This is a genomic window from Bacteroides caecigallinarum (genome assembly GCF_016901995.1).
Classification (GTDB): domain Bacteria; phylum Bacteroidota; class Bacteroidia; order Bacteroidales; family Bacteroidaceae; genus Phocaeicola; species Phocaeicola cellulolyticus.
Genome location: NZ_JACJLE010000001.1, coordinates 113,667 through 133,309, shown reverse-complemented (window position 1 = coordinate 133,309; position 19,643 = coordinate 113,667). Strand labels below are relative to the sequence as shown.

Sequence of the window (19,643 nt, the reverse complement as noted above, 5' to 3'; positions counted from 1 at the left end):
CACAAATAATTCAAAATTAGTGCAATAATAGTACATTTTTAAGAAATACTTACTTTTGGGGCTATATTTTTACTCTTAATATATATTTTGAGTATAACCATCATTAAAATATATTCAACCATGTTTATATAGTAGCAATCATTTACTTTATTTCGGGAATAAAATATTAGCATATTTGAAAAAACTTTATTAACTTGCGCTCAATTATGATAAAAATCAAATAAAGGGTTGGAGAGGAGAGGTTTTTTGTATAAAACTATATTGTTATATATTAAATATGTGTATCCTGTAGTATTTAATAAAAAAATATATCTTTGTGGCGTTATTTGTAAGATTGTTTGTATTATTTTGTACTAATCATGAATTATTTTATCAAATATTAGAAGTTAGTTTTTAATATATTTGCAGAAATAAACCTTGAAAATAAACTTAATGTAATTTTATTTTATGAAAACTGGATTCCAAGAATTTTTAAAATGGAAGAGGGCTTTCAGTGTATTGCTGTTAACCTTAGTTGCAGTCACCGGAGCGGTGGCGCAAAGTCTTGTCAGGGGTACGGTAATCGATGATACCGGATTGGAGGTCATCGGAGCGAGTATTCTGGTAAAAGGAACTAATCAAGGAACTATAACAGACATGGAGGGAAAGTTCTCATTAAGTGTGCCGGATGCAAATGCCGTGATAGTAGTTTCTTATATTGGTTATCAGACACTTGAAATCAAAGTGGATGTTACTAAACCAATGTCTATAGTGCTTAAAGAAGACGCGGAGGTTTTGGAGGAAGTGGTAGTTGTTGGTTACCAGGAAGTGAAGAAAAAAGACTTGACCGGATCGGTTGCCAAAGCTGATATGAATGATTTGCTCAATACTCCGGTGGGTTCTTTTGATCAGACTCTTGGAGGTCGTGTAGCCGGAGTTAACGTGACATCATCAGAGGGTACGCCTGGTGGAACTATGAACATCGTGATCCGTGGTAATAACTCACTGACGCAGGATAACTCACCGCTGTATGTAATAGATGGATTTCCTGTGGAAGATGCTGCAATGGCGAGCACCATTAATCCTTCGGATATTGAATCTCTTGATATATTGAAGGATGCTTCGGCAACGGCTATTTATGGTGCACGTGGAGCGAATGGTGTAGTTATAATTACAACTAAAAAGGGTACAATAGGAAAACCGCAGATTACATACGATGGAAGTGTGACTATGCATAACGCTTCACGTAAAATTCCGATGATGGATGCATACGAGTTTGTTAAATTACAGGCTGAAATGTATCCTACACAGGTGACATCCGAGAATGGAGGCTATCTGATGATGTATGAAGGAAAGCAATGGACGCTTGACGATTATAAGGATATAGAACAGTATAACTGGCAGGATGAAATTTTCCGTACTGCATTCCAGCATAATCATAGCCTTCGCCTCACCGGAGGTACAGAAGGTGTAAGATACAACGCTTCTACTTCTTATTATGATCAACAAGGTGTATTGTTGAATACTGGATTTGAGCGTTTTCAGATGAGAGCAAATACTGTAGTAAAGCGAGATAAACTGGATATCAGTCTTACTACTAACTATTCCAGAAGCATACAGACAGGCTCGACACCTTCAGAAAATTCATATAGTGGTATGAATAACTTATTCTACAGCGTTTGGGGATATCGACCTGTTACATTCCCTAACAAACCTCTTAGCTCATTGATGGATAATGTAATGGATGATGCCGTAGATAATAGTAATGACTACCGTTTCAACCCTATATTATCTTTGAAAAATGAATATAGGAAAAATTATATCAACAATCTGCAGCTAAATGGTTATGTGGCTTATGAGATAATGAAAGGACTTAAACTGAAGATTTCTGGCGGCTATACTTACGACTCGCGTAAGAATGACCAGTTTAATAATTCCAAGACTCGTTATGGTGGCCCGACATCAACAGATAAAGTAAATGCACAGGTGATACGTAATGAACGTCTTACGTGGTTGAATGAAAATACGTTGACATATCAGACCAATATTAAAAAGAAGCATTTTTTCAATGCTTTAGTTGGTGTTACTTTCCAGAATTCAGATTATGAGTATTATTCTTTCCGTACTACACATATTCCAAATGAATCATTGGGTATGGCAGGAATGTACGAGGGACAGGCTAATACAACTAATTCGTATAAGACTTCATGGTCAATGATGTCTTATTTGGGACGATTGAACTATAATTACAAGTCAAAATATTATGCTACCGCTTCATTCCGTGCCGACGGTTCTTCTAAATTCAGTAAAGGTAACAGATACGGTTATTTCCCTTCTGCTTCTTTGGCATGGAACTTTATGGAAGAGGATTTTATGAAACCTCTTGGAAAGGTGCTTGACTCTGGTAAGTTGCGTGCCAGTTGGGGATTGACCGGTAATAACCGTATTGGTGAATATGATTATTATGCATTGATGCAGGCTCTGAAATCGAAGCAAGGGGATTATATCTCAAACGGCAGTGTGCCGAGCGGTGTATATCCTATCAATGGTGATAATACCACTGTGGGAACGGTGCCTATAGCAATAGGTAACGACAATCTGAAATGGGAGACAACAGAACAGTGGAATGTGGGTATAGACTTGAGCTTCTTCAGAGAAAGAATCAACTTTACCGCAGATGTTTATCGTAAGATTACACGTGACTTGCTATTGGATGCTTCTGTTCCATTGTCTTCCGGTTTCTATTCTGCTACCAAAAATATCGGAAAGGTCAAGAATGATGGTTTGGAATTGAGCTTGAGTACTAAGAATATTACTACCAAGAATTTTACGTGGACTACTGATTTCAATATTGCGTTCAATAAGAATGAAGTATTGGAATTGGCGGAAAATCAGACAAGCCTGTTGACTGCAGCTACATTCGACCAGGATTATAATTCGCAGACAAGTTATATAGCAAAGGTTGGATTGCCTATGGGTATGATGTACGGATATGTATATGAGGGCACTTATAAATATGATGACTTCAACAAGTCCGGTGAAACTTATACTCTGAAGAACGGAGTACCTCATTTCTCTACAGAGAACAATACTCAACCGGGTATGCCTAAATATAAGGACTTGAATGGTGATGGAACTATTGACTCAAATGACCGTACTATAATAGGATGCGGACTTCCTATACATACCGGTGGTTTTACAAATAATTTTACATATAAAGGTTTTGACTTGAGCATATTCTTCCAATGGTCGTATGGCAATGATATTATGAATGCCAATCGTCTGTTCTTTGAAAGCTCGAATAATAAGTCGAGAGAGTTGAACCAATATGCAAGTTATGCTGACCGTTGGACTCCGGAAAATCCTGACAGTGATATTCCGGCTGCTACAACTTCAAGTTCGAACAGAGTGATCTCATCAAGAATAGTGGAGGATGGCTCGTTCCTAAGACTTAAGACTCTTACTTTGGGATATACATTCCCAAAAGCTATGATTGCCAAGGCTGGATTGAGTAATGTCCGCCTATATTTAGCTGGACAGAACTTGTGGACATTGACAAGTTATTCGGGCTACGATCCTGAAGTATCAGTACGTAACAGTGCCTTGACACCTGGATTGGACTTCTCATCATATCCGAGATCATATACAATCAGTTTCGGTGTGAATTTGGGATTCTAAAAATACAGTAAAACAGATAAAATAAAAGAAGTTTATGAAAATACTAAAATATACACTTTTTACATTGGCTCTTGGAAGTTTGTCCGTATCATGCAATTTTTTGGACAAAGAGCCGTATAAGGTGACTATAGATACTTATTTCAATACGGCAGATGAGGCAACATCTTTTGTTACCGGTATTTATGCCATATTAGGACAGTCGTCTTTCTATGGGGCTGACTATATGTATCTTAACGCAGGTGATGACCTTGCGCATTATGGAGGTTCGGGACGTGCTCCTGCCACTAGAGGGTTGGTATGTAATAATGCTACTGTGAGTGATGCTGCAGTGACTGGGTTTTGGTACACTCTGTATTCAGGAATAAATCGTGCGAATATTTTCCTTGAGAATATTGACAGAGTGGCAGATATAGATGCAAAACTGAAAGCTCAGTATATATCTGAGGTCAGATTTCTTAGGGCATTTTACTATTTTAATCTTGTTCAGTGTTGGGGTGATGTACCATTCAAAACAGAATCAACAAAAGATGTAATAGGGCTTGATATACCCCGTACAGATAAACAGGAAATTTATAATTTCATAGTGAAGGAGATGGCAGAAGTTTCTGACGATGAAACTGGCGGACTTCTTTCTGCAAAAGAACTTGGATATAAACCTGGTAGAATCTCTAAATCTGCGGCATGGGGAATGTTGGCTAGAATATATCTTTTCCGTGCCGGTGAGTTTCATCGTGATAATAGACCTGCAACAGAGGAAGAAAATAAGACTTATTATGAGGAAGCTTTGAAATATGCAAAACTGGTTGAAACTAAAGGAGGGCATGATCTGGCTCCGGATTATTGGGATTACTTTATAGATTTGTGTTCTGACAGATACAATACTAAGGCCAATGAAAGTATCTGGGAAGTGGAATTTTCTGGTAACAATACAACAGACGTGAAAGCTGAAGGTAGAATCGGTAACATTATAGGTCTTGCTGCTCCTGACATGTCTTCTAAATCGAATGTTGTTGGCTCTGCGGATCCGGGTTATTCATATGAATTTATTTTTGCAACTCCTAAGTTGTATAGATTGTATTGCACAAATGCTCCCAGTACACAAAACCTGATGTCTATGGAAGTTAAATTCACACAGGCAATATATGATAAGAAAGATGAAACTGACCCGATATGGCAGACATATCTGACTAAGATGAAGGATGCGCGATTCCTGTGGAATATTGCACCTTTCGCTTATATGGAAAGTGATGGAAAGAATACAGGAGTGACTGGACGAAAATTTTATGAACTTGGTTTCAGAGATGCTTTCCTTGCACATGACAATGGCAGGTCTTTCTCTTATGGAAATGTTAATTGGGAAAAGAATACTGATGAACCTAAGGATGGCGACTACGATTATAATGGCGTATTTACTAATAATATAGCACGTGCGTGCGCAAAATACCGCCGTGAATATGAGGCTGATAAAAAGGACAAAAACAATACTGCGATAAATTTCCCTATCTTGAGATATTCGGATGTATTGCTTATGATTGCAGAAGCTGAAAATGAATTAAATGGTCCTACAAATGCATACGCTTATCTTAATGAAGTAAGAGAACGTGCTGGAGCAGATAAGGTGGAAGAAGGAACATTGGATAAGAATGAATTCAGACAAATGGTCAAAGATGAAAGAGGGCGTGAATTGTGTTTCGAATATACTCGCCGTTTTGACCTAATCCGTTGGGGTGAATATGTTGAAAACATGAATGCTCTTTATAATTCTGCGCGTGCCGGAGGTGAGTGGAATCAAGGACCTACAAACGTATATACTTATTTCAATATTTCGGATACATATAATTATTATCCAATTCCTGATGCGGAGACTGCCGTAAACAAGGCTATCACTGATAATAATCCGGGATGGTAATTTGTTGATAAAGAATAAAACCTATATTAAATGAAAACATATAGCATATATACAATTCTACTTTCAGCATTGGTCATGACTTCATGCAACAAGGAAATGACTAAGGGACTGGAGGATGTTAGTGTAAGTGTTACACCTGGTGACAATGTTGCTGTGGACGGACTGATGGTTACTGTGAAAAAGGGTGAGCCTGTGGTGTTCAATATAAATGGAGATCCTGATTTCGTTACTTTTTACAGTGGAGAGACAGGTCATCAATATACATATAAAGACAGGTATGAGACTCAAGTGGAAGATATTTTATCATCGAAGCTGAAGTTTAATATCTATCAGGAAGGTGCATCGTATTCCGATGAAAGATATAACAATACAATTGATGTGTTCTATACATTTACAGACGCGGCTTTAGGTCAGGAAGGTTTCCCGGGATTGTCAAAAACTGATTTTAACGCGGATTCCACTTTGGTGGCTGATTTCTATAAGAATGGTAAATGGATTCCGGTGAGGGATCATACAGATTATGACAATCTTGCGCTTAACGTGGTTGAGGCATTGAAAGTAGAGCTAGATGTGAAGAATATGATTGGTAAGAATCTGGTGGTTGCTGTGGCGTATAATGCTGATGAACGTAAAAACCCTTCTACTGCCGGAGCTTCTGCAACAAACCAGCCTAAGTATTATTTTGACTCGATGTGTATAGAGAATGTATTGAGAAATAATTCTGTTACTACACAATATGCAGGTAATTTCATGTTTACCGCACTGAACTTCAATCACAATTATCTTTATGAGAAATCAATAAAGAATGAAGAAACAGATGAAAAGGGAAATGACTGGACTAGTGTTTCAACCTATTTACCAGAGAATTTGGCTTATGGAACGGTAACGGCTAATGTCCCTGGCTTGTGGAATATGTCTAGTGTGGCAAATGGCGGCTTCTTCATACAGGGTACAGGTAGTACCTATGAATGGAAAACAGCTTGGCTTGTGTCGGATCCAATCAATATCTTGGCATGTGATCCTGATAAAGGTGAAAACGTGAAGAATTTGTCGCAGGATTTACCGACATATACTTATACTTACAATAATGTTGGTACGTATAAGGCGACATTTGTATTTAATAATGTAAATTACAAACACGATGCGAATAAAATCATCAATGTAGTTATAAATGTAAAATGATAAAAATAGATATTATGAAAACCTTTAAATTTTTAATGCCTTTCATGCTGGCTGTTTTGGTCTTCGCCGGCTGTGATACTGACGATTTGAGAAACGACATTGATGAACTGAAGAATCGTGTCGAGAGCCTTGAAGCGCAAGTCGCTTCCATTAATGAAAACATGAATGCGCTAAGGGTACTTATTGACGGAAATAAAACAATCTCTTCATATACGTATGATGAAACTACAGGCGCATATACGCTGACTTTGAGTGACGGTAGTGTGATAACACTCACTCAGGGTGTGACAGGTACTGTAAATTATCCTACTATAGGTATAGATGAAAACGGAAATTGGACTGTAAATGGAGAATCTTTAGGTCAGCAGGCTGTTGGTCAGAACGGAGATACTCCGGAATTCAGAATTGAAGAAAGTACAAATTACTGGCAGGTAAAGTTTGGTGCAGGTGAATGGCAATACGTCCTTTCAAATGGTGAAAAGGTTCAGGCTACTACTGAAACGATAAATAATGAAGATAAGTTTTTTCAGAGCGTAGAGGTTAAAGGCGGTTATTTGGAAGTGGTTATGAAAGATGGTCAAACACTTACAATGCCTATTGTTGACGGACTGACATGCGAAATTATAACAGAAGGTGTAGCAGGATTCAGTGGCAATGTGCTTTCAGTTGCAGCAGGAGCTACTGTTAAACTTAATGTAAACCTAAGCGGAGACAATTTTATAGTCACTGCGCCTTATGGATGGATTGCCACTTTAGGCGAACCGGCTGATGGTAAAGCTGAACTGTCACTGACAGCTCCGGCTTCTGCTTCAACATTTACAAGAGCGACCGCTGACAATACAAAGGATGTTGTCGTTCAGGCAAATAAAGGAATCAATTGGGCTGTAGATAAGATTCAGGTTCAAATAGGTGAAAACGAAGGTGGAGGAGATGATGGTGAGGCTGTAAACTATTTAGAGAAGTATAATAGTGGTGAGACTATCACGATAGCTGGAGTAGAGATTAATAAAGAAAAATTTGGTGAGGCACAACATGTTACTGACGCAAATTTTGCATTTACTGCTGATCATGTGGTTTATTTTATTGATCCATCGGTTGAAGTAAATTATTCTTCAACAGTTAATTCCCCTAATCTTATATTGATAGGTACAAACTCATCTCAGAAAAGTAAGATAACACCAACTAGGCAGATGAAACTTTCAAATTCTGAAGCAAATGGTTTGTTCTTGGCATACAATCTGGTAATTAATACAGAAAATGTCATGAAGGATGATGGTAGTGAAAATACTTATTTATTGGCACAGAATGGAAATAATTCTTTCGGAAAAGTGATGTTTGATAATGTGAAGCTTATTTGTCTGGCAGGTCAGTCGTTAACCTATATTTCTCCTAATAATAGAAGTATTTCTGATTTCACTATTCAGAATTCATTGTTGGAATTTACTTCAGGTTCTCATAACCAATTTTTGATAGGTTTGGCTAAAGAAACGACAGCTACGTATCCAAGTATAAATCTCGTAAATAATGTATTCTATTCGAAAGATTCAAAAGCTCTATTGACAAAATTCAAATTGTTTAATGGTCAAAAAGCTACTATAGGCAATTTAAAGATGCATAATAACACATTTGTAAATTTAGCGACTGAAACTACTTTTTATGTTTATGCAGGAACTGTCAAGACCATAGATGTTACTAAGAATTTATATTATACAGATGTAGCCCTTTCTAATAATTGTGGTTTGATAAGAGCTACTACATTTCCTACGGGAACATTCTGTGATGATAATATAGTTTATAAAGTAAGTTCAGATTTTAATTGGCAAGTATTGTTTGGAGGAATGAATAAAAACGGTTTCGATGGAGCAAAAGAGAATACCATTATAGATGTAAATCCTTTCGATGGAGGACAATTTGATCTGGCGACCGGAACTTTCGTTCCAAATCCTACATATTCTGGTTATGGAGCAACAATAAAATAAAACACTTGAACCATGAAGAAGTTATTTATTTACATATTAAGTATATTTTCTGTCGTCGCATTTTATTCTTGCGACGACAGGGAAGACATCCGTAATGATATCAACGACCTGATATCACGTTTGGATAAATTGCAGCCGGAACTGGATAAACTGAATGCTTACGTAGCCAATTATCAGGATCTGTTGAATGGACAAATCCTAATTTTGGGTTACAGCGTGAATGAAGAAACCGGTGATTACGTTCTTGACCTGAGCAATGGAGAAAGAATGATAGTTTATAGTGGCAAGCCATCAGAGCCGCTTCCTGTAGTATCAATAGGTGAAGACGGATTCTGGTATTATACCATGAATGGTGAAGAAACCCAACCACTGGTTGATAGTGAAGGTAAGCAAGTAAGCTCTAAGCCTGAAAACGGAATGACTCCTGAGTTCAGAATCAATTCAGAAGGAATGTGGGAATATCGATTCGGTGATGGTGAATGGACTGGTGGTATTGGTATGGCAGATCCTTCTCTTGTAGATTTTAGCTATTCTTTGTTTGATGAGGTTGTCGTAAACGGTTCAGAAGCACTTACATTGAAGTGGAAGAATAACGGAGAGACAATGGAATGCAATATTCCTTTGTATGGAGGATTGTCGTTGACCATTGATTATAATTCTGAGAATGGGCCACAGGTCTTTTCATTGAACGAAAAGAAAATCTTTTCAGTAAAGCAGGAAGGCGTTGAAAACATCGCTATTGAGACTATCGGTTGGAAAATCAAGATTGATGAAAAAGAACTTGCTATACAAGCGCCTTCGGAAAACAAAAGGAATGAGGCATATACTGAAGATATTATTATAAAGATATTCTCAAAAGAAGGATATTGCAGATTAGTTACTATGAAGGTTAAACTCCTTACCACAGAAATGTTTAATGGAGCTGCTCAGGCATGGAATGATTTCGTAAATCAGGATCCTGATAATGTACTTCTTGACTTTTCATACGCAGGATATATGCATGGTGAGGTAGCACCACCGGATGTTAATATTGATTTTAATAATCCGCAAACAGATAATAACGGTAATAAATATTATACTGCCAATATATCAGGAGGTGCGCAGAACAGCGCAACTTATAAGGTCTATAATATAGTGGACTATGGAGCTAATGGTACTGATGACGTGTCTGATAGGGCAGCATTGATAAAAATCTTGAAAGAAGCTATGGGGGCTGAGGAAAAAGGTGAGGACGGTGATAAAACCTTGAGATATACTGTTCGCGGCAATAATGCAAATGCCATAATATATTTTCCTGAAGGTAAATACATTTTGCGAGGTGGTGATGAAAATGAGACTGTTACCACTCTCCGCTTGACAATGGGTAATTTGATATTCAAAGGAGCAGGTAGGGACAAGACAACTATTGAAATGGCTAAAGAAAATGATCCGGCTAATCCTGAGGAAATGTGGTCATCGCCCAATATGCTTGAGTTTAAGCATAATAGCGGACTGTCTGAACTGTGTGACGTGACTGGAAATGCAGAAAAAGGTACATTCTCTGTTGAAGTAAGTTCTACAGCTGGTATCAAAGCCGGAGATTGGGTTTGCTTGTCGCTGAAAAATAATTCTCCAGATTTGATTGCTGAAGAATTGGCACCACATTCCGTTACTGATCTGACGGCCGGTGCCGATTTGGATCTTAATAAGACAGGTGTTCAGGTCCTTGATTATCATCAGGTAAAATCAGTATCTTCGAATACTGTGACTTTTTATGAGCCTATAATGCGTAAGGTGGAAGCCAAGTGGAATTGGAAAATCCAGAAATATCCTCATTATGAGAATGTAGGAGTAGAAGACCTTAAATTCCTGGGCCATTCAAAGGAGGATTTCAAACATCATGGAAGTGCTTATGATGACGGAGGTTTCAAACCTGTACAAATGATAAGACTCACAAATTCATGGATGAGAAGAGTTGATTTTGAAAGTGTCAGTGAGGCTCACTCGTTTGTTAATAGTGCGAATTCTTCTGCTTACGATATTGAAATATCAGGTAATAGAGGACATTCCGCTATTCGCTCACAGGCTTCTTCTCGTATATTTATAGGAAAGGTTTACGACCACAGTAACGGAAGAATTGCCACAGATAGTGGTGGACAGAATCTTGGTGATTATAAGGAAGGAGTAGGTCAGTATCATGGATGCGGAGTTTCAAAACAAAGTATGGGTGCTGTGATATGGAATGTGAGATGGGGAGATGATTCATGCTTCGAATCGCATGCAACGCAGCCTCGTGCAACTCTGATTGATAATTGTACCGGTGGTTTTGTGCCTTGGCGTGAGGGCGGTGATGAAGTACAGCTCCCTAACCATCTGAATGATCTGACCATTTGGAACATGAACGCGACTGTAGTGTCGTATGATTCTGGTTGGAATGGAAAATGGGTATGGTGGTCTACTAATAAGTGGTGGAAGAACCTGCCTCCTATAATTGTCGGATGGAGTGGTCAGAGTATCACTTTCTATACAGAAGATACAAAACAAATAAAATATTGTGAAAGCTTAAACGCTCCTGTATCTCCTTTATCTTTGTATGAGGCACAGTTTTATAAAAGGAAAGGGTATGTCCCGGCTTGGCTTAATGCATTGAAATAATTAAACTAATAATCTATAGTCATGAAACTTAAAAGAAATATCATTTTTACTATCTTGTTGGGAGCCGGAATGACTGCTGCCTATTTGCCGGCTATGGCAATGGTGGATATGGAAAACGTGCAGTCCGCACAGCAGTCTATAGACGAGGGGAAGCTTAGAGAACTTCAGGACTTTAGAAAGAAGTATAAGCTATCCGATCCGAAAGCTTCTAACAATGAGTTGAAATCTGCACAGATGGCACTCAAGATGCTCATGCTGCAGCGTACGGGAGACTATACTGTAACAGGAGCAGATCTTTGGGGTGATAAGGTGACAAATCAGCATCTTAGAGACGTAGCCAAGAATGTCCGTATATTGTCGTATGGAGCATTGACATTGGGAAAATCAGGTAAGGCTGACTTGGATTTGTATCTTGATTTCCTCTTTACTCATAATTTTTTCATGAGGATGCCAAAGCTGGTGTATAGTAATTACAGCGATGTAAGAAAAATACCGACAGACCTGATGAGTGCACTTCCTGTTCTGGATGATGTGCGTAAGGCAAAAGTAATAGCAGCCGTACAGAAGTTGCTTGAAGTGGATATTATACGTAAGGGAGATAAGGCAATCCTTAACTGGATAAGTTCCGACTATATTTTCAATGTTGTACCGTACGTATTTAATCTGGCTATTGCCAATCCGGACGATCAGCAGGCGATACAGGATTTGCAGTTATTGTCGGGCTTCTTGAGAGTGTGTACCAGATATAATGTTGGTAACAAAGATATATTGAAACCTGATGGTACAGGATTCCATCATAATGCACATTATAATGGATATATGTACTCGTATAGAACATGGGTGGAGTATTTCTATCGTTTTAAAGGTACATCTCTGATGATTGATAAAAAATCTTATGAGAGACTGAAGAAAGCTATAGTTACAATTTATATGACTGCAGTATGTGCTGATGGTGACAAAGACAGAATCTACGCTACCAGTATGGCTGGACGTCATCCGTTCTATAGTACAGAAGTGCCTTTCACACAAAAACTGTTTGAACAGTTAATAGAGATTGGTGGTGAGGCCATGGGTACTGATTTGGATATGGATCTTGCTGCTTATTATAATTATTTCTTCAAAACTAATAAGTATAGTGTACCGGCAATAGATGCAAACGGTTTCTATCAGTATAACTACAGTTCTGCCGGAGTATATCGTCAGCCTGGATGGGTTGCGGTAATGAAGGCTCCTACAGCCAAACTTTGGGGCGCTGAGATATATAACAAGACTAACAGATTCGGACGATATCAGAGTCATGGTACATTGGAAGTACTGTATGAAGGAGGTCTTGAAAATAGCGGCTATCCGTCAAAGACTGAGAATAAGGCTGCCGGTTGGGATTGGAATATGATGCCGGGTAGTACTACTGTGCATTATACCGATTGGGCAGAGATGATGCCTTATAAGAACGATAAGGACAGATTTGACCAGAAGGCCAGAACTTCAGATTTTGCCGGGGCAGTTTCCAATAATGAATATGGATTATTTGCTTCTGCTTTCGATCAGGATGATAATTGGGGTAGCCAGAGATTCGTTCCTACAAATCTTACTTTCTGCAAGTCAGTATTGGCTATAGACGGAATGTTGTTTAGCATTGGTAATGGAATCTCTGCTAAGGGAGACTATTCAGATAAAATGATTACTGCTACAAACTTGTTCCAGACTATAACTTCTAAAAAGTTTAACCGTTTATCTGTAAATGGAAAGAACGTTGGTAGTGGCAATAAGCTTACAATTCCTTCTGCTGAGGCTTTGACTGTAATAAATCCTGTTTCTACCGGATATTTTGTTCCTGCAGGACATGACGAAATAACAATTGTATATGATAAGCAGGAAACTCCATCTTCTGAAGGACTTGCTGCAAAACCGGCTACTGAAGTAGCTGCAAAGGCTTACATAAATCATGGAGTAAAACCAGAAAAGAAGTCTTATTCTTTCGTTGTAGTTCCTGCTGCCGATGAAAATAAAATGAAGGAAGTGGCAGACAAGCAAACAAAAGGTGAGTTGTTCAGTATTGTTGAAATGCAGGATTCACTGCATATAATTAAATATGCTCCAAAGAATGTACTGGCTTATTCGTTCTTTACTCCTGCCAAGGGGTTGAATGCCGGTGAGGTTATTTCATCTGCTACTGAACTTTTGTTGATAGAGGAGAAACAATCAGACGGTAGTCTGGTACTTGCTATCTCAAATCCTAATTTACGCCCGAAGATGCTTAATAAGAAAGATTGGAGAGAAATGCCTACTCCTGCTTTCATCGAACTGAAAGGAACCTGGGAGGCTGAAGGTAACGTACAAGGTGTTTTCCTGAAAACTATGGAAAATGGTAATACAGAACTTTCATGCTTGTTGCGTAATGGCTTGCCTGTGCATGTGAAATTGAAAAAAATGTAGCAATAAAACGAAATTGAATATCGAATAAAAAAGTGCTTTAAAAACGCCTTGACATTTAAAAAACGTCAAGGCGTTTTTTTATGTATCAAACTTCATTTTTCGTCTTTCCCTTTTCTATAAGTTAGTGGACTTATATTATAGATATCCTTAAAACATTTTGAAAAATACCTTGGTGAACTGAAACCTATTTTTTCTGCAATTTCTGTGATGTTTAGCTCAGGATTATTCCGTAGAAGATAGGCTCCTTTCTTTAGACGTATGCTAATTATAAAGTCATTCGGCGTCTGTCCTGAAATAGCTTTTATTTTAGCAAATAAATTAGTTCTGGCCATGCCCATTTCTCTGGCAAAGGTGTTCATGTTAAAATCAGTATTGCTAATGTTTGCTTCAATAATAGATATTGCTTTGTCGAGTATCTCTTTATCTATTTTATTGCTGGCAAGCATTTGTACTGTCGTTTCCGGCTTATGGCTGAATTTTTCCTGAAGAAGAATACGTGAGTTGACAAGATTGTTACATCTTGATATCAGCAATTGGGTATTGAACGGCTTTGTGATATAGTCGTCGGCTCCAGTCCTAAGACCTTCTATGTATTGGTCTATCGCATTCTGTGCGGTTAATAGGACTACAGGTATATGACTTGTGGCAGGATTGGACTTGATTCTCTTGCATAGCTCTTTTCCATCCATTCCCGGCATCATTACGTCGGTTATTACAATGTCCGGCATAGTAGCTTCTATTTCAGATATCGCGCTTTCTGCTGTGGCAAATGAACGGATGTAATAGAACGGAGATAGAATCTCTTTCAGCATGGCACGTATTTGTTCATTGTCCTCAACTATGAACATTTGTGGTTTGCTTTGTAGTTTTGATGAAATTTCAGCTATCTCTGTTGTGCTTTCCGATTCATCTGATTGAATAATAGGGGTAGGAGAGTTAAATACAGGAGGAGAGTAATCGGTAGGTTGTGAGAAAATGATTTCACTTTTTGAAAAATGTGCCTTACCTAGTGGAAGGCTAATACTGAAAGTTGAGCCTTCTCCTTCCTTACTGTTTACTTTAATATTTCCATGGTGCATGTCTATAATAGTCTTCACAAAGGCCAGACCTATACCAGAACCTGTTGTTCCAGGTATTGAGCTGTTAGAATCTTCTACCTGATAAAAGATATCAAATATCTTGTCAATATCTTTAGCAGGTATTCCTTTACCGTTGTCTGATATTGATATTATAGCGTTTTTATTGTCTTTCTTTACTTCTATAGATATCTTGCCTCCATTGCCAGTACTTTTAATTGCGTTGAAAAGGAGGTTGTTTATAACTTTCTGAAAATGTTTGGGGTCGAACCATAGGTTCAGACTTTCATACTCTGTATTGAACTCAATGGTTATATTGTTCTTGGAAGCATAATCGCTGAACAGAATATAATTTTCTCTAATGAAATGTATGATGTCGTTATGGCATACCTGTAGTTTTAGATGTCCCATCTCATGCTTCCTGTAGTCGAGCAGTTCGGTGATTAGTTCACGCAGTTGCATGCAGTTGTGGTAAGCTATTGAAAGTTTGTTGTATGTTTGATTGGTAAATCTGTTGTTTTGTATAAGAGTTTCTATTTGTGATATTATAAGGGTAAGCGGTGTGCGGAATTCATGCGATATGTTAGTGAAGAGTTTAAGTTGTGCCTGATTTTCTTTTTTTATGTTTTCGGCATGCTTTTGTTCTAATTTCAATGATTCGGACAGGCGCAAACGAGTTATATAAATACTGATGATATACCATAATAACAATACAGCCGATAGTGTGTAGATTAGATATGCTATCGGTGTTTTATAGAATGGGGTCTTGATTTTTATATCAATTCTTATAGGCTTGCATACGGATGTATCTTCGTTCTGAGCTTTTATTATCAGTGTATATGAGCCAGGATTCAGGTTTGTATATGTTATTTCATTGGAATTTCTGACTTCGTTCCATTGTTCAGAAAATCCTTCAAGCTTATATATTATTTTATCTCTGTTTTCCGGTATATGATTGGTTACGGCAAAATCAATACTGAATATATTTTCTTTGTGCGACAATGTAATTTGTCTGGTATAATTAAGTGATTCTTTAAGAATACCAGTTTTATCTCCTACATTTATGTAGTTGCCGTTAACAACAAGGCCGGTGAGTATAATGCTGTAAGGCTTATGCTTAAGAAACAGGTCTTTCTCATAAAACGATACCATATTTCGTATTCCTCCTAAGAATACTTCACCATCTGAGGCTATATATAATGCGTTTTCATTGACAGCATCAATAGGAAAACCATTTTGGGAATTATAATTGTAGAATATCTTTTTTTCTTTGTCGAAGATTGAGAAACCGTCAGTCGTGATAAGCAATAAGTTTCCGGTTACCGGCGATTCACAGGCCTGGTATATGCAATCATTTGCCAGATTGTTATTTTGTTTGTCGAAATTCCTGAAGCTGTCAGTTTCGGGTATATACAAGTCAAGACCACAACCGGATGTACATATCCATATATTGTTCTTGCTGTCTGTTATTATGTTATTTATATTATTGCTGCTGATGCTTCCCTCCCGTGTTGTATCATTACGGTAATTCCTTACATTGGATGATGACATGTTATAGACATATACTCCTTCTCCTGTCGCCGCAATCCACAGATTATTGTTTTTATCCAGTGTAATATCGGCTACCATTCCTAAGGATTTCCCGTTAGGAAGATTGTGCAGTACATGCCTGCATTTGCCACTTTCCTTTTCCATAATACATATTCCGTTTTGAGTGGCTATGATCAGACTGTCTGAGGTGTAAGGCTCGATGTCTCTTATGATATTTGACGGGAGAGAGGTTTCGTTACCACTGTGATGCATATATAGGGTTATACGTCCGGTCTTGATGTCGTATTTGTTCAGTCCTCCGGTGTGAGTTCCTATCCAAAGTGTGTTTCTGGCTTCATCGTAATATAATGATTTGACATTATTGTGTGAAAGTGAATTTGATGGACCCGATATTCCTTTCGGCCATTTTATGGTTCTGCTAGTTCTGTCAAGAAGATTTACTCCACCGCCTTCGGTCGCAATCCAGATTTTACCGTCTTTGTTTTCTGTCATTCTTCCTACTACCGGACTGCTTAATCCTTTTCCTTCTTCTTTTGAGTAGTAGTATCTTCTGTAGATTGAGTATTCGGGGTTTACATAGTTGACTCCTCCAAAATATGTTCCTATCCAAATGGTACCTTGGGCGTCTTTTTCTATACACCATACGGATGAATCTGTTAGGTCATGGTCTGTTTTGCCAGAAGAATAGTGGATAAATTCACTGTTTGTCCTGTCATATTTGTCTATGCCGTTGGAAGTCCCAATCCAGATATTCCCTTGGTTGTCCTGACATATTGCTCTAACAAAGTCAGATGATATTGATCTTTTGATATCGCCGGTTTTATAGTTGTTTATTTCTCCATCCTTTTTTATGGTATAAAGCCCGTTCTCCCAGCTTCCAATCCATAAAGTCTTTTCTTGGTCAATATACATTTTGGTGATATTGCCGTGTTCTATTACGTGTTTTGTTGTAGAATTTTGCGTGTCGTATTTGAATACGCCATATGATGGTGTTCCAATCCACATGTTTCCTTCGTTGTCAACGATGAGGGAGTTTATAGTTTTAATCGAATTGTCTGGAAGTGTATAAAATGTTTCGAATGAACCATTGTCGTTATAGGTTAATATTGAATTACCTATTGTTATATAAAGTTTGTCTTTATAATAAATACAGCCTATTTTGTCTTCTTTTAATATTTTGAATCTTTGTGTCATGATATTTAGTTCACTGACACAGTCGGGGCTCAATATATAAACCTTTCCATCTTTGTTCCCCGTTACTTGTAATATAATATTTGAAGGCAGGCTGTTTGGATCGGACTTTTCTTTATTAATTGTGTGTATTTTTTGACCATCGTATATGTTTAGACCTACTCTTGTTCCAATCCAAAGGATTCCGAATTCATCTACATATATACTGTTCACTGAAAGTTGTGATAACCCTTCTTTTGTAGTGAGATGATTGAATGCTACAGATTGAGATGATGCTGTAACTGAATAGAACAATGACAGCAGAATAATGTATATATATGGAAGGTTTAAATAATTCATAGGCACTATGTTATATGGCAAATGTAACGATTTTTTTTGTTAGTCGGCATATAACTTTTTATATTCTTTTCTTGTATGGCTATATTATTTGTCATATATTTGTCCTGATATTAATTCTATAAATTATAAATTATCATGGAAAACGAAAATAAAAATAATCAGCTACAGATAGAACTGAAAGAAGATGTAGCAAAAGGTACTTATGCCAATCTGGCTATTATAACACATTCAACTTCAGAATTCATAATAGATTTTGTTTCTGTATTGCCTGGTTTGCCAAAAGCAGGAGTACAATCAAGAATAGTCATGACTCCTGAAAATGCCAAAAGACTCATGTATGCCCTTCAGGATAATATGATTAAATATGAACGCAACTTTGGTACGGTGAAAATGCCGGAAGAGCGTAATGCAAATAATGAAAATGGAGGAAAAACTTTTGTTCCGCCATTGAGTGATTTTAAAGGTGAAGCTTAAAAAAGAATAAAAAATGTTTAATTAGGTCCGATTTGCCGTTATTTATGCAAATCGGGCCTTTTTTATTATTAAAAGTGTTTGTGTATTAAAAACTTATTCGTACCTTTGCAACCCGAAATATGTAGTTTCGCTTTAGGATTGGAATTTGAATAAACAATAATATAAATTTAAAAATCAAACAAAATGCCTACTATTCAACAATTAGTAAGAAAAGGAAGAACGGTTTTGGTTGAGAAAAGTAAATCACCAGCGCTTGATTCATGTCCTCAGAGACGTGGTGTTTGCGTTCGTGTTTATACTACAACTCCGAAAAAACCTAACTCAGCAATGCGTAAAGTTGCTCGTGTGCGTCTGACAAACTCTAAGGAAGTTAACTCTTATATCCCAGGAGAAGGACACAACTTGCAGGAACACTCAATCGTATTGGTACGTGGTGGTCGTGTGAAAGACCTTCCAGGTGTACGTTATCACATCGTTCGCGGTACATTGGATACTGCAGGTGTAGCAGGTCGTACACAGAGACGTTCTAAATATGGTGCAAAACGTCCAAAACCAGGACAGGCTCCAGCGGCTAAAGGTAAAAAATAATATTAGCTGAGTACAATCCTTTTAAGTAAAGACTTTATTAATTTCGTTTTGGTTTGTTGGAAAAGCTTTAAGGTTGAGTAAATATCTCGGAGGAGATGTTGAAGCGAACAGAGGTGCAGCCCCAAACTAAACATAAATTGTCAAACAAAATGAGAAAAGCAAAACCAAAAAAACGTGTGATCCTTCCGGATCCAGTATTTAATGATCAGAAGGTTTCTAAATTCGTTAACCATCTGATGTATGATGGAAAGAAGAATACTTCTTATGAAATCTTTTATGGTGCTCTTAATGTAGTTGGCACTAAATTGCCTGCAGATGAAACTTCTGCTCTAGATGTATGGAAAAAGGCTCTTGATAATGTGACTCCACAGCTTGAAGTTAAATCACGCCGTATCGGTGGTGCAACTTTCCAGGTTCCTACTGAAATTCGTCCTGAACGTAAGGAGTCAATCTCAATGAAGAACTTGATATTGTTTGCTCGTAAACGTGGTGGAAAGTGTATGGCTGATAAATTGGCTGCTGAAATCCTTGATGCTTACAACGAGCAGGGTGGTGCATTCAAGCGTAAAGAAGATATGCATCGTATGGCTGAAGCTAACCGTGCATTTGCGCATTTCAGATTTTAAT

At 37.7% G+C, this 19,643-nt stretch carries 10 protein-coding genes; 9 read left to right on the top strand and 1 reads right to left on the bottom strand.

Annotated elements, in window-relative coordinates; all coding sequences use genetic code 11:
* The first annotated feature begins 447 nt into the window (after nt 1-447).
* The 6 genes from H6A61_RS00640 to H6A61_RS00615 are packed head-to-tail and all read left to right on the top strand — an operon-like array spanning nt 448 to nt 13,797.
* Entirely contained in the window at nt 448-3,657 is a 3,210-nt protein-coding gene (locus H6A61_RS00640; protein WP_204390365.1) for a SusC/RagA family TonB-linked outer membrane protein, read from the top strand.
* Between the two features lie 34 nt (nt 3,658-3,691).
* Nucleotides 3,692-5,566, top strand: coding sequence for a RagB/SusD family nutrient uptake outer membrane protein (locus H6A61_RS00635; protein WP_204390364.1), 1,875 nt, complete (start codon nt 3,692-3,694; stop codon nt 5,564-5,566).
* A 30-nt stretch (nt 5,567-5,596) separates the two neighbouring features.
* Nucleotides 5,597-6,748 carry a DUF5017 domain-containing protein gene (locus tag H6A61_RS00630; RefSeq protein WP_204390363.1) on the top strand — a complete coding sequence of 384 codons (1,152 nt, stop codon included), beginning with the start codon at nt 5,597-5,599 and terminating at the stop codon, nt 6,746-6,748.
* A 14-nt stretch (nt 6,749-6,762) separates the two neighbouring features.
* Nucleotides 6,763-8,727: a PL29 family lyase N-terminal domain-containing protein gene (locus H6A61_RS00625; RefSeq protein WP_204390362.1), complete on the top strand. Its 1,965-nt coding sequence runs from the start codon at nt 6,763-6,765 to the stop codon at nt 8,725-8,727.
* 12 nt (nt 8,728-8,739) lie between these two features.
* Nucleotides 8,740-11,361 (top strand): DUF4955 domain-containing protein, encoded by a 2,622-nt coding sequence (locus H6A61_RS00620; protein ID WP_204390361.1) that lies wholly within the window; start codon nt 8,740-8,742, stop codon nt 11,359-11,361.
* Nucleotides 11,362-11,382: 21 nt separating this feature from the next.
* Nucleotides 11,383-13,797, top strand: coding sequence for a polysaccharide lyase family 8 super-sandwich domain-containing protein (locus tag H6A61_RS00615; protein ID WP_239469042.1), 2,415 nt, complete (start codon nt 11,383-11,385; stop codon nt 13,795-13,797).
* Between the two features lie 92 nt (nt 13,798-13,889).
* On the opposite strand, the gene H6A61_RS00610 is transcribed toward H6A61_RS00615, so the two are convergent.
* Nucleotides 13,890-17,954 carry a hybrid sensor histidine kinase/response regulator transcription factor gene (locus H6A61_RS00610; protein WP_204390360.1) on the bottom strand — a complete coding sequence of 1,355 codons (4,065 nt, stop codon included), beginning with the start codon at nt 17,952-17,954 and terminating at the stop codon, nt 13,890-13,892.
* Nucleotides 17,955-18,089: 135 nt separating this feature from the next.
* Between H6A61_RS00610 and H6A61_RS00605 the strand changes: the two genes are divergently transcribed.
* From H6A61_RS00605 to rpsG, 3 genes are all read left to right on the top strand, one after another.
* Complete coding sequence (locus H6A61_RS00605; RefSeq protein WP_154043501.1) at nt 18,090-18,428, top strand: DUF3467 domain-containing protein; 339 nt, start codon at nt 18,090-18,092, stop codon at nt 18,426-18,428.
* Nucleotides 18,429-18,611: 183 nt separating this feature from the next.
* Nucleotides 18,612-19,016: a 30S ribosomal protein S12 gene (gene rpsL / locus H6A61_RS00600; RefSeq protein ID WP_154043500.1), complete on the top strand. Its 405-nt coding sequence runs from the start codon at nt 18,612-18,614 to the stop codon at nt 19,014-19,016.
* A 149-nt stretch (nt 19,017-19,165) separates the two neighbouring features.
* Nucleotides 19,166-19,642, top strand: coding sequence for a 30S ribosomal protein S7 (rpsG, locus tag H6A61_RS00595; RefSeq protein ID WP_154043499.1), 477 nt, complete (start codon nt 19,166-19,168; stop codon nt 19,640-19,642).
* The last annotated feature ends 1 nt before the right edge of the window (nt 19,643 follow it).

What these genes read in the sequence shown, in the direction of transcription:
- H6A61_RS00630 (WP_204390363.1), top strand. Translation starts at nt 5,597, where the DNA reads ATGAAAACATATAGCATATATACAATTCTACTTTCAGCATTGGTCATG.
- rpsL (WP_154043500.1), top strand. Translation starts at nt 18,612, where the DNA reads ATGCCTACTATTCAACAATTAGTAAGAAAAGGAAGAACGGTTTTGGTT.
- H6A61_RS00640 (WP_204390365.1), top strand. Translation starts at nt 448, where the DNA reads ATGAAAACTGGATTCCAAGAATTTTTAAAATGGAAGAGGGCTTTCAGT.
- H6A61_RS00615 (WP_239469042.1), top strand. Translation starts at nt 11,383, where the DNA reads ATGAAACTTAAAAGAAATATCATTTTTACTATCTTGTTGGGAGCCGGA.
- H6A61_RS00610 (WP_204390360.1), bottom strand. Translation starts at nt 17,954, where the DNA reads ATGAATTATTTAAACCTTCCATATATATACATTATTCTGCTGTCATTG.
- H6A61_RS00625 (WP_204390362.1), top strand. Translation starts at nt 6,763, where the DNA reads ATGAAAACCTTTAAATTTTTAATGCCTTTCATGCTGGCTGTTTTGGTC.
- rpsG (WP_154043499.1), top strand. Translation starts at nt 19,166, where the DNA reads ATGAGAAAAGCAAAACCAAAAAAACGTGTGATCCTTCCGGATCCAGTA.
- H6A61_RS00605 (WP_154043501.1), top strand. Translation starts at nt 18,090, where the DNA reads ATGGAAAACGAAAATAAAAATAATCAGCTACAGATAGAACTGAAAGAA.
- H6A61_RS00635 (WP_204390364.1), top strand. Translation starts at nt 3,692, where the DNA reads ATGAAAATACTAAAATATACACTTTTTACATTGGCTCTTGGAAGTTTG.
- H6A61_RS00620 (WP_204390361.1), top strand. Translation starts at nt 8,740, where the DNA reads ATGAAGAAGTTATTTATTTACATATTAAGTATATTTTCTGTCGTCGCA.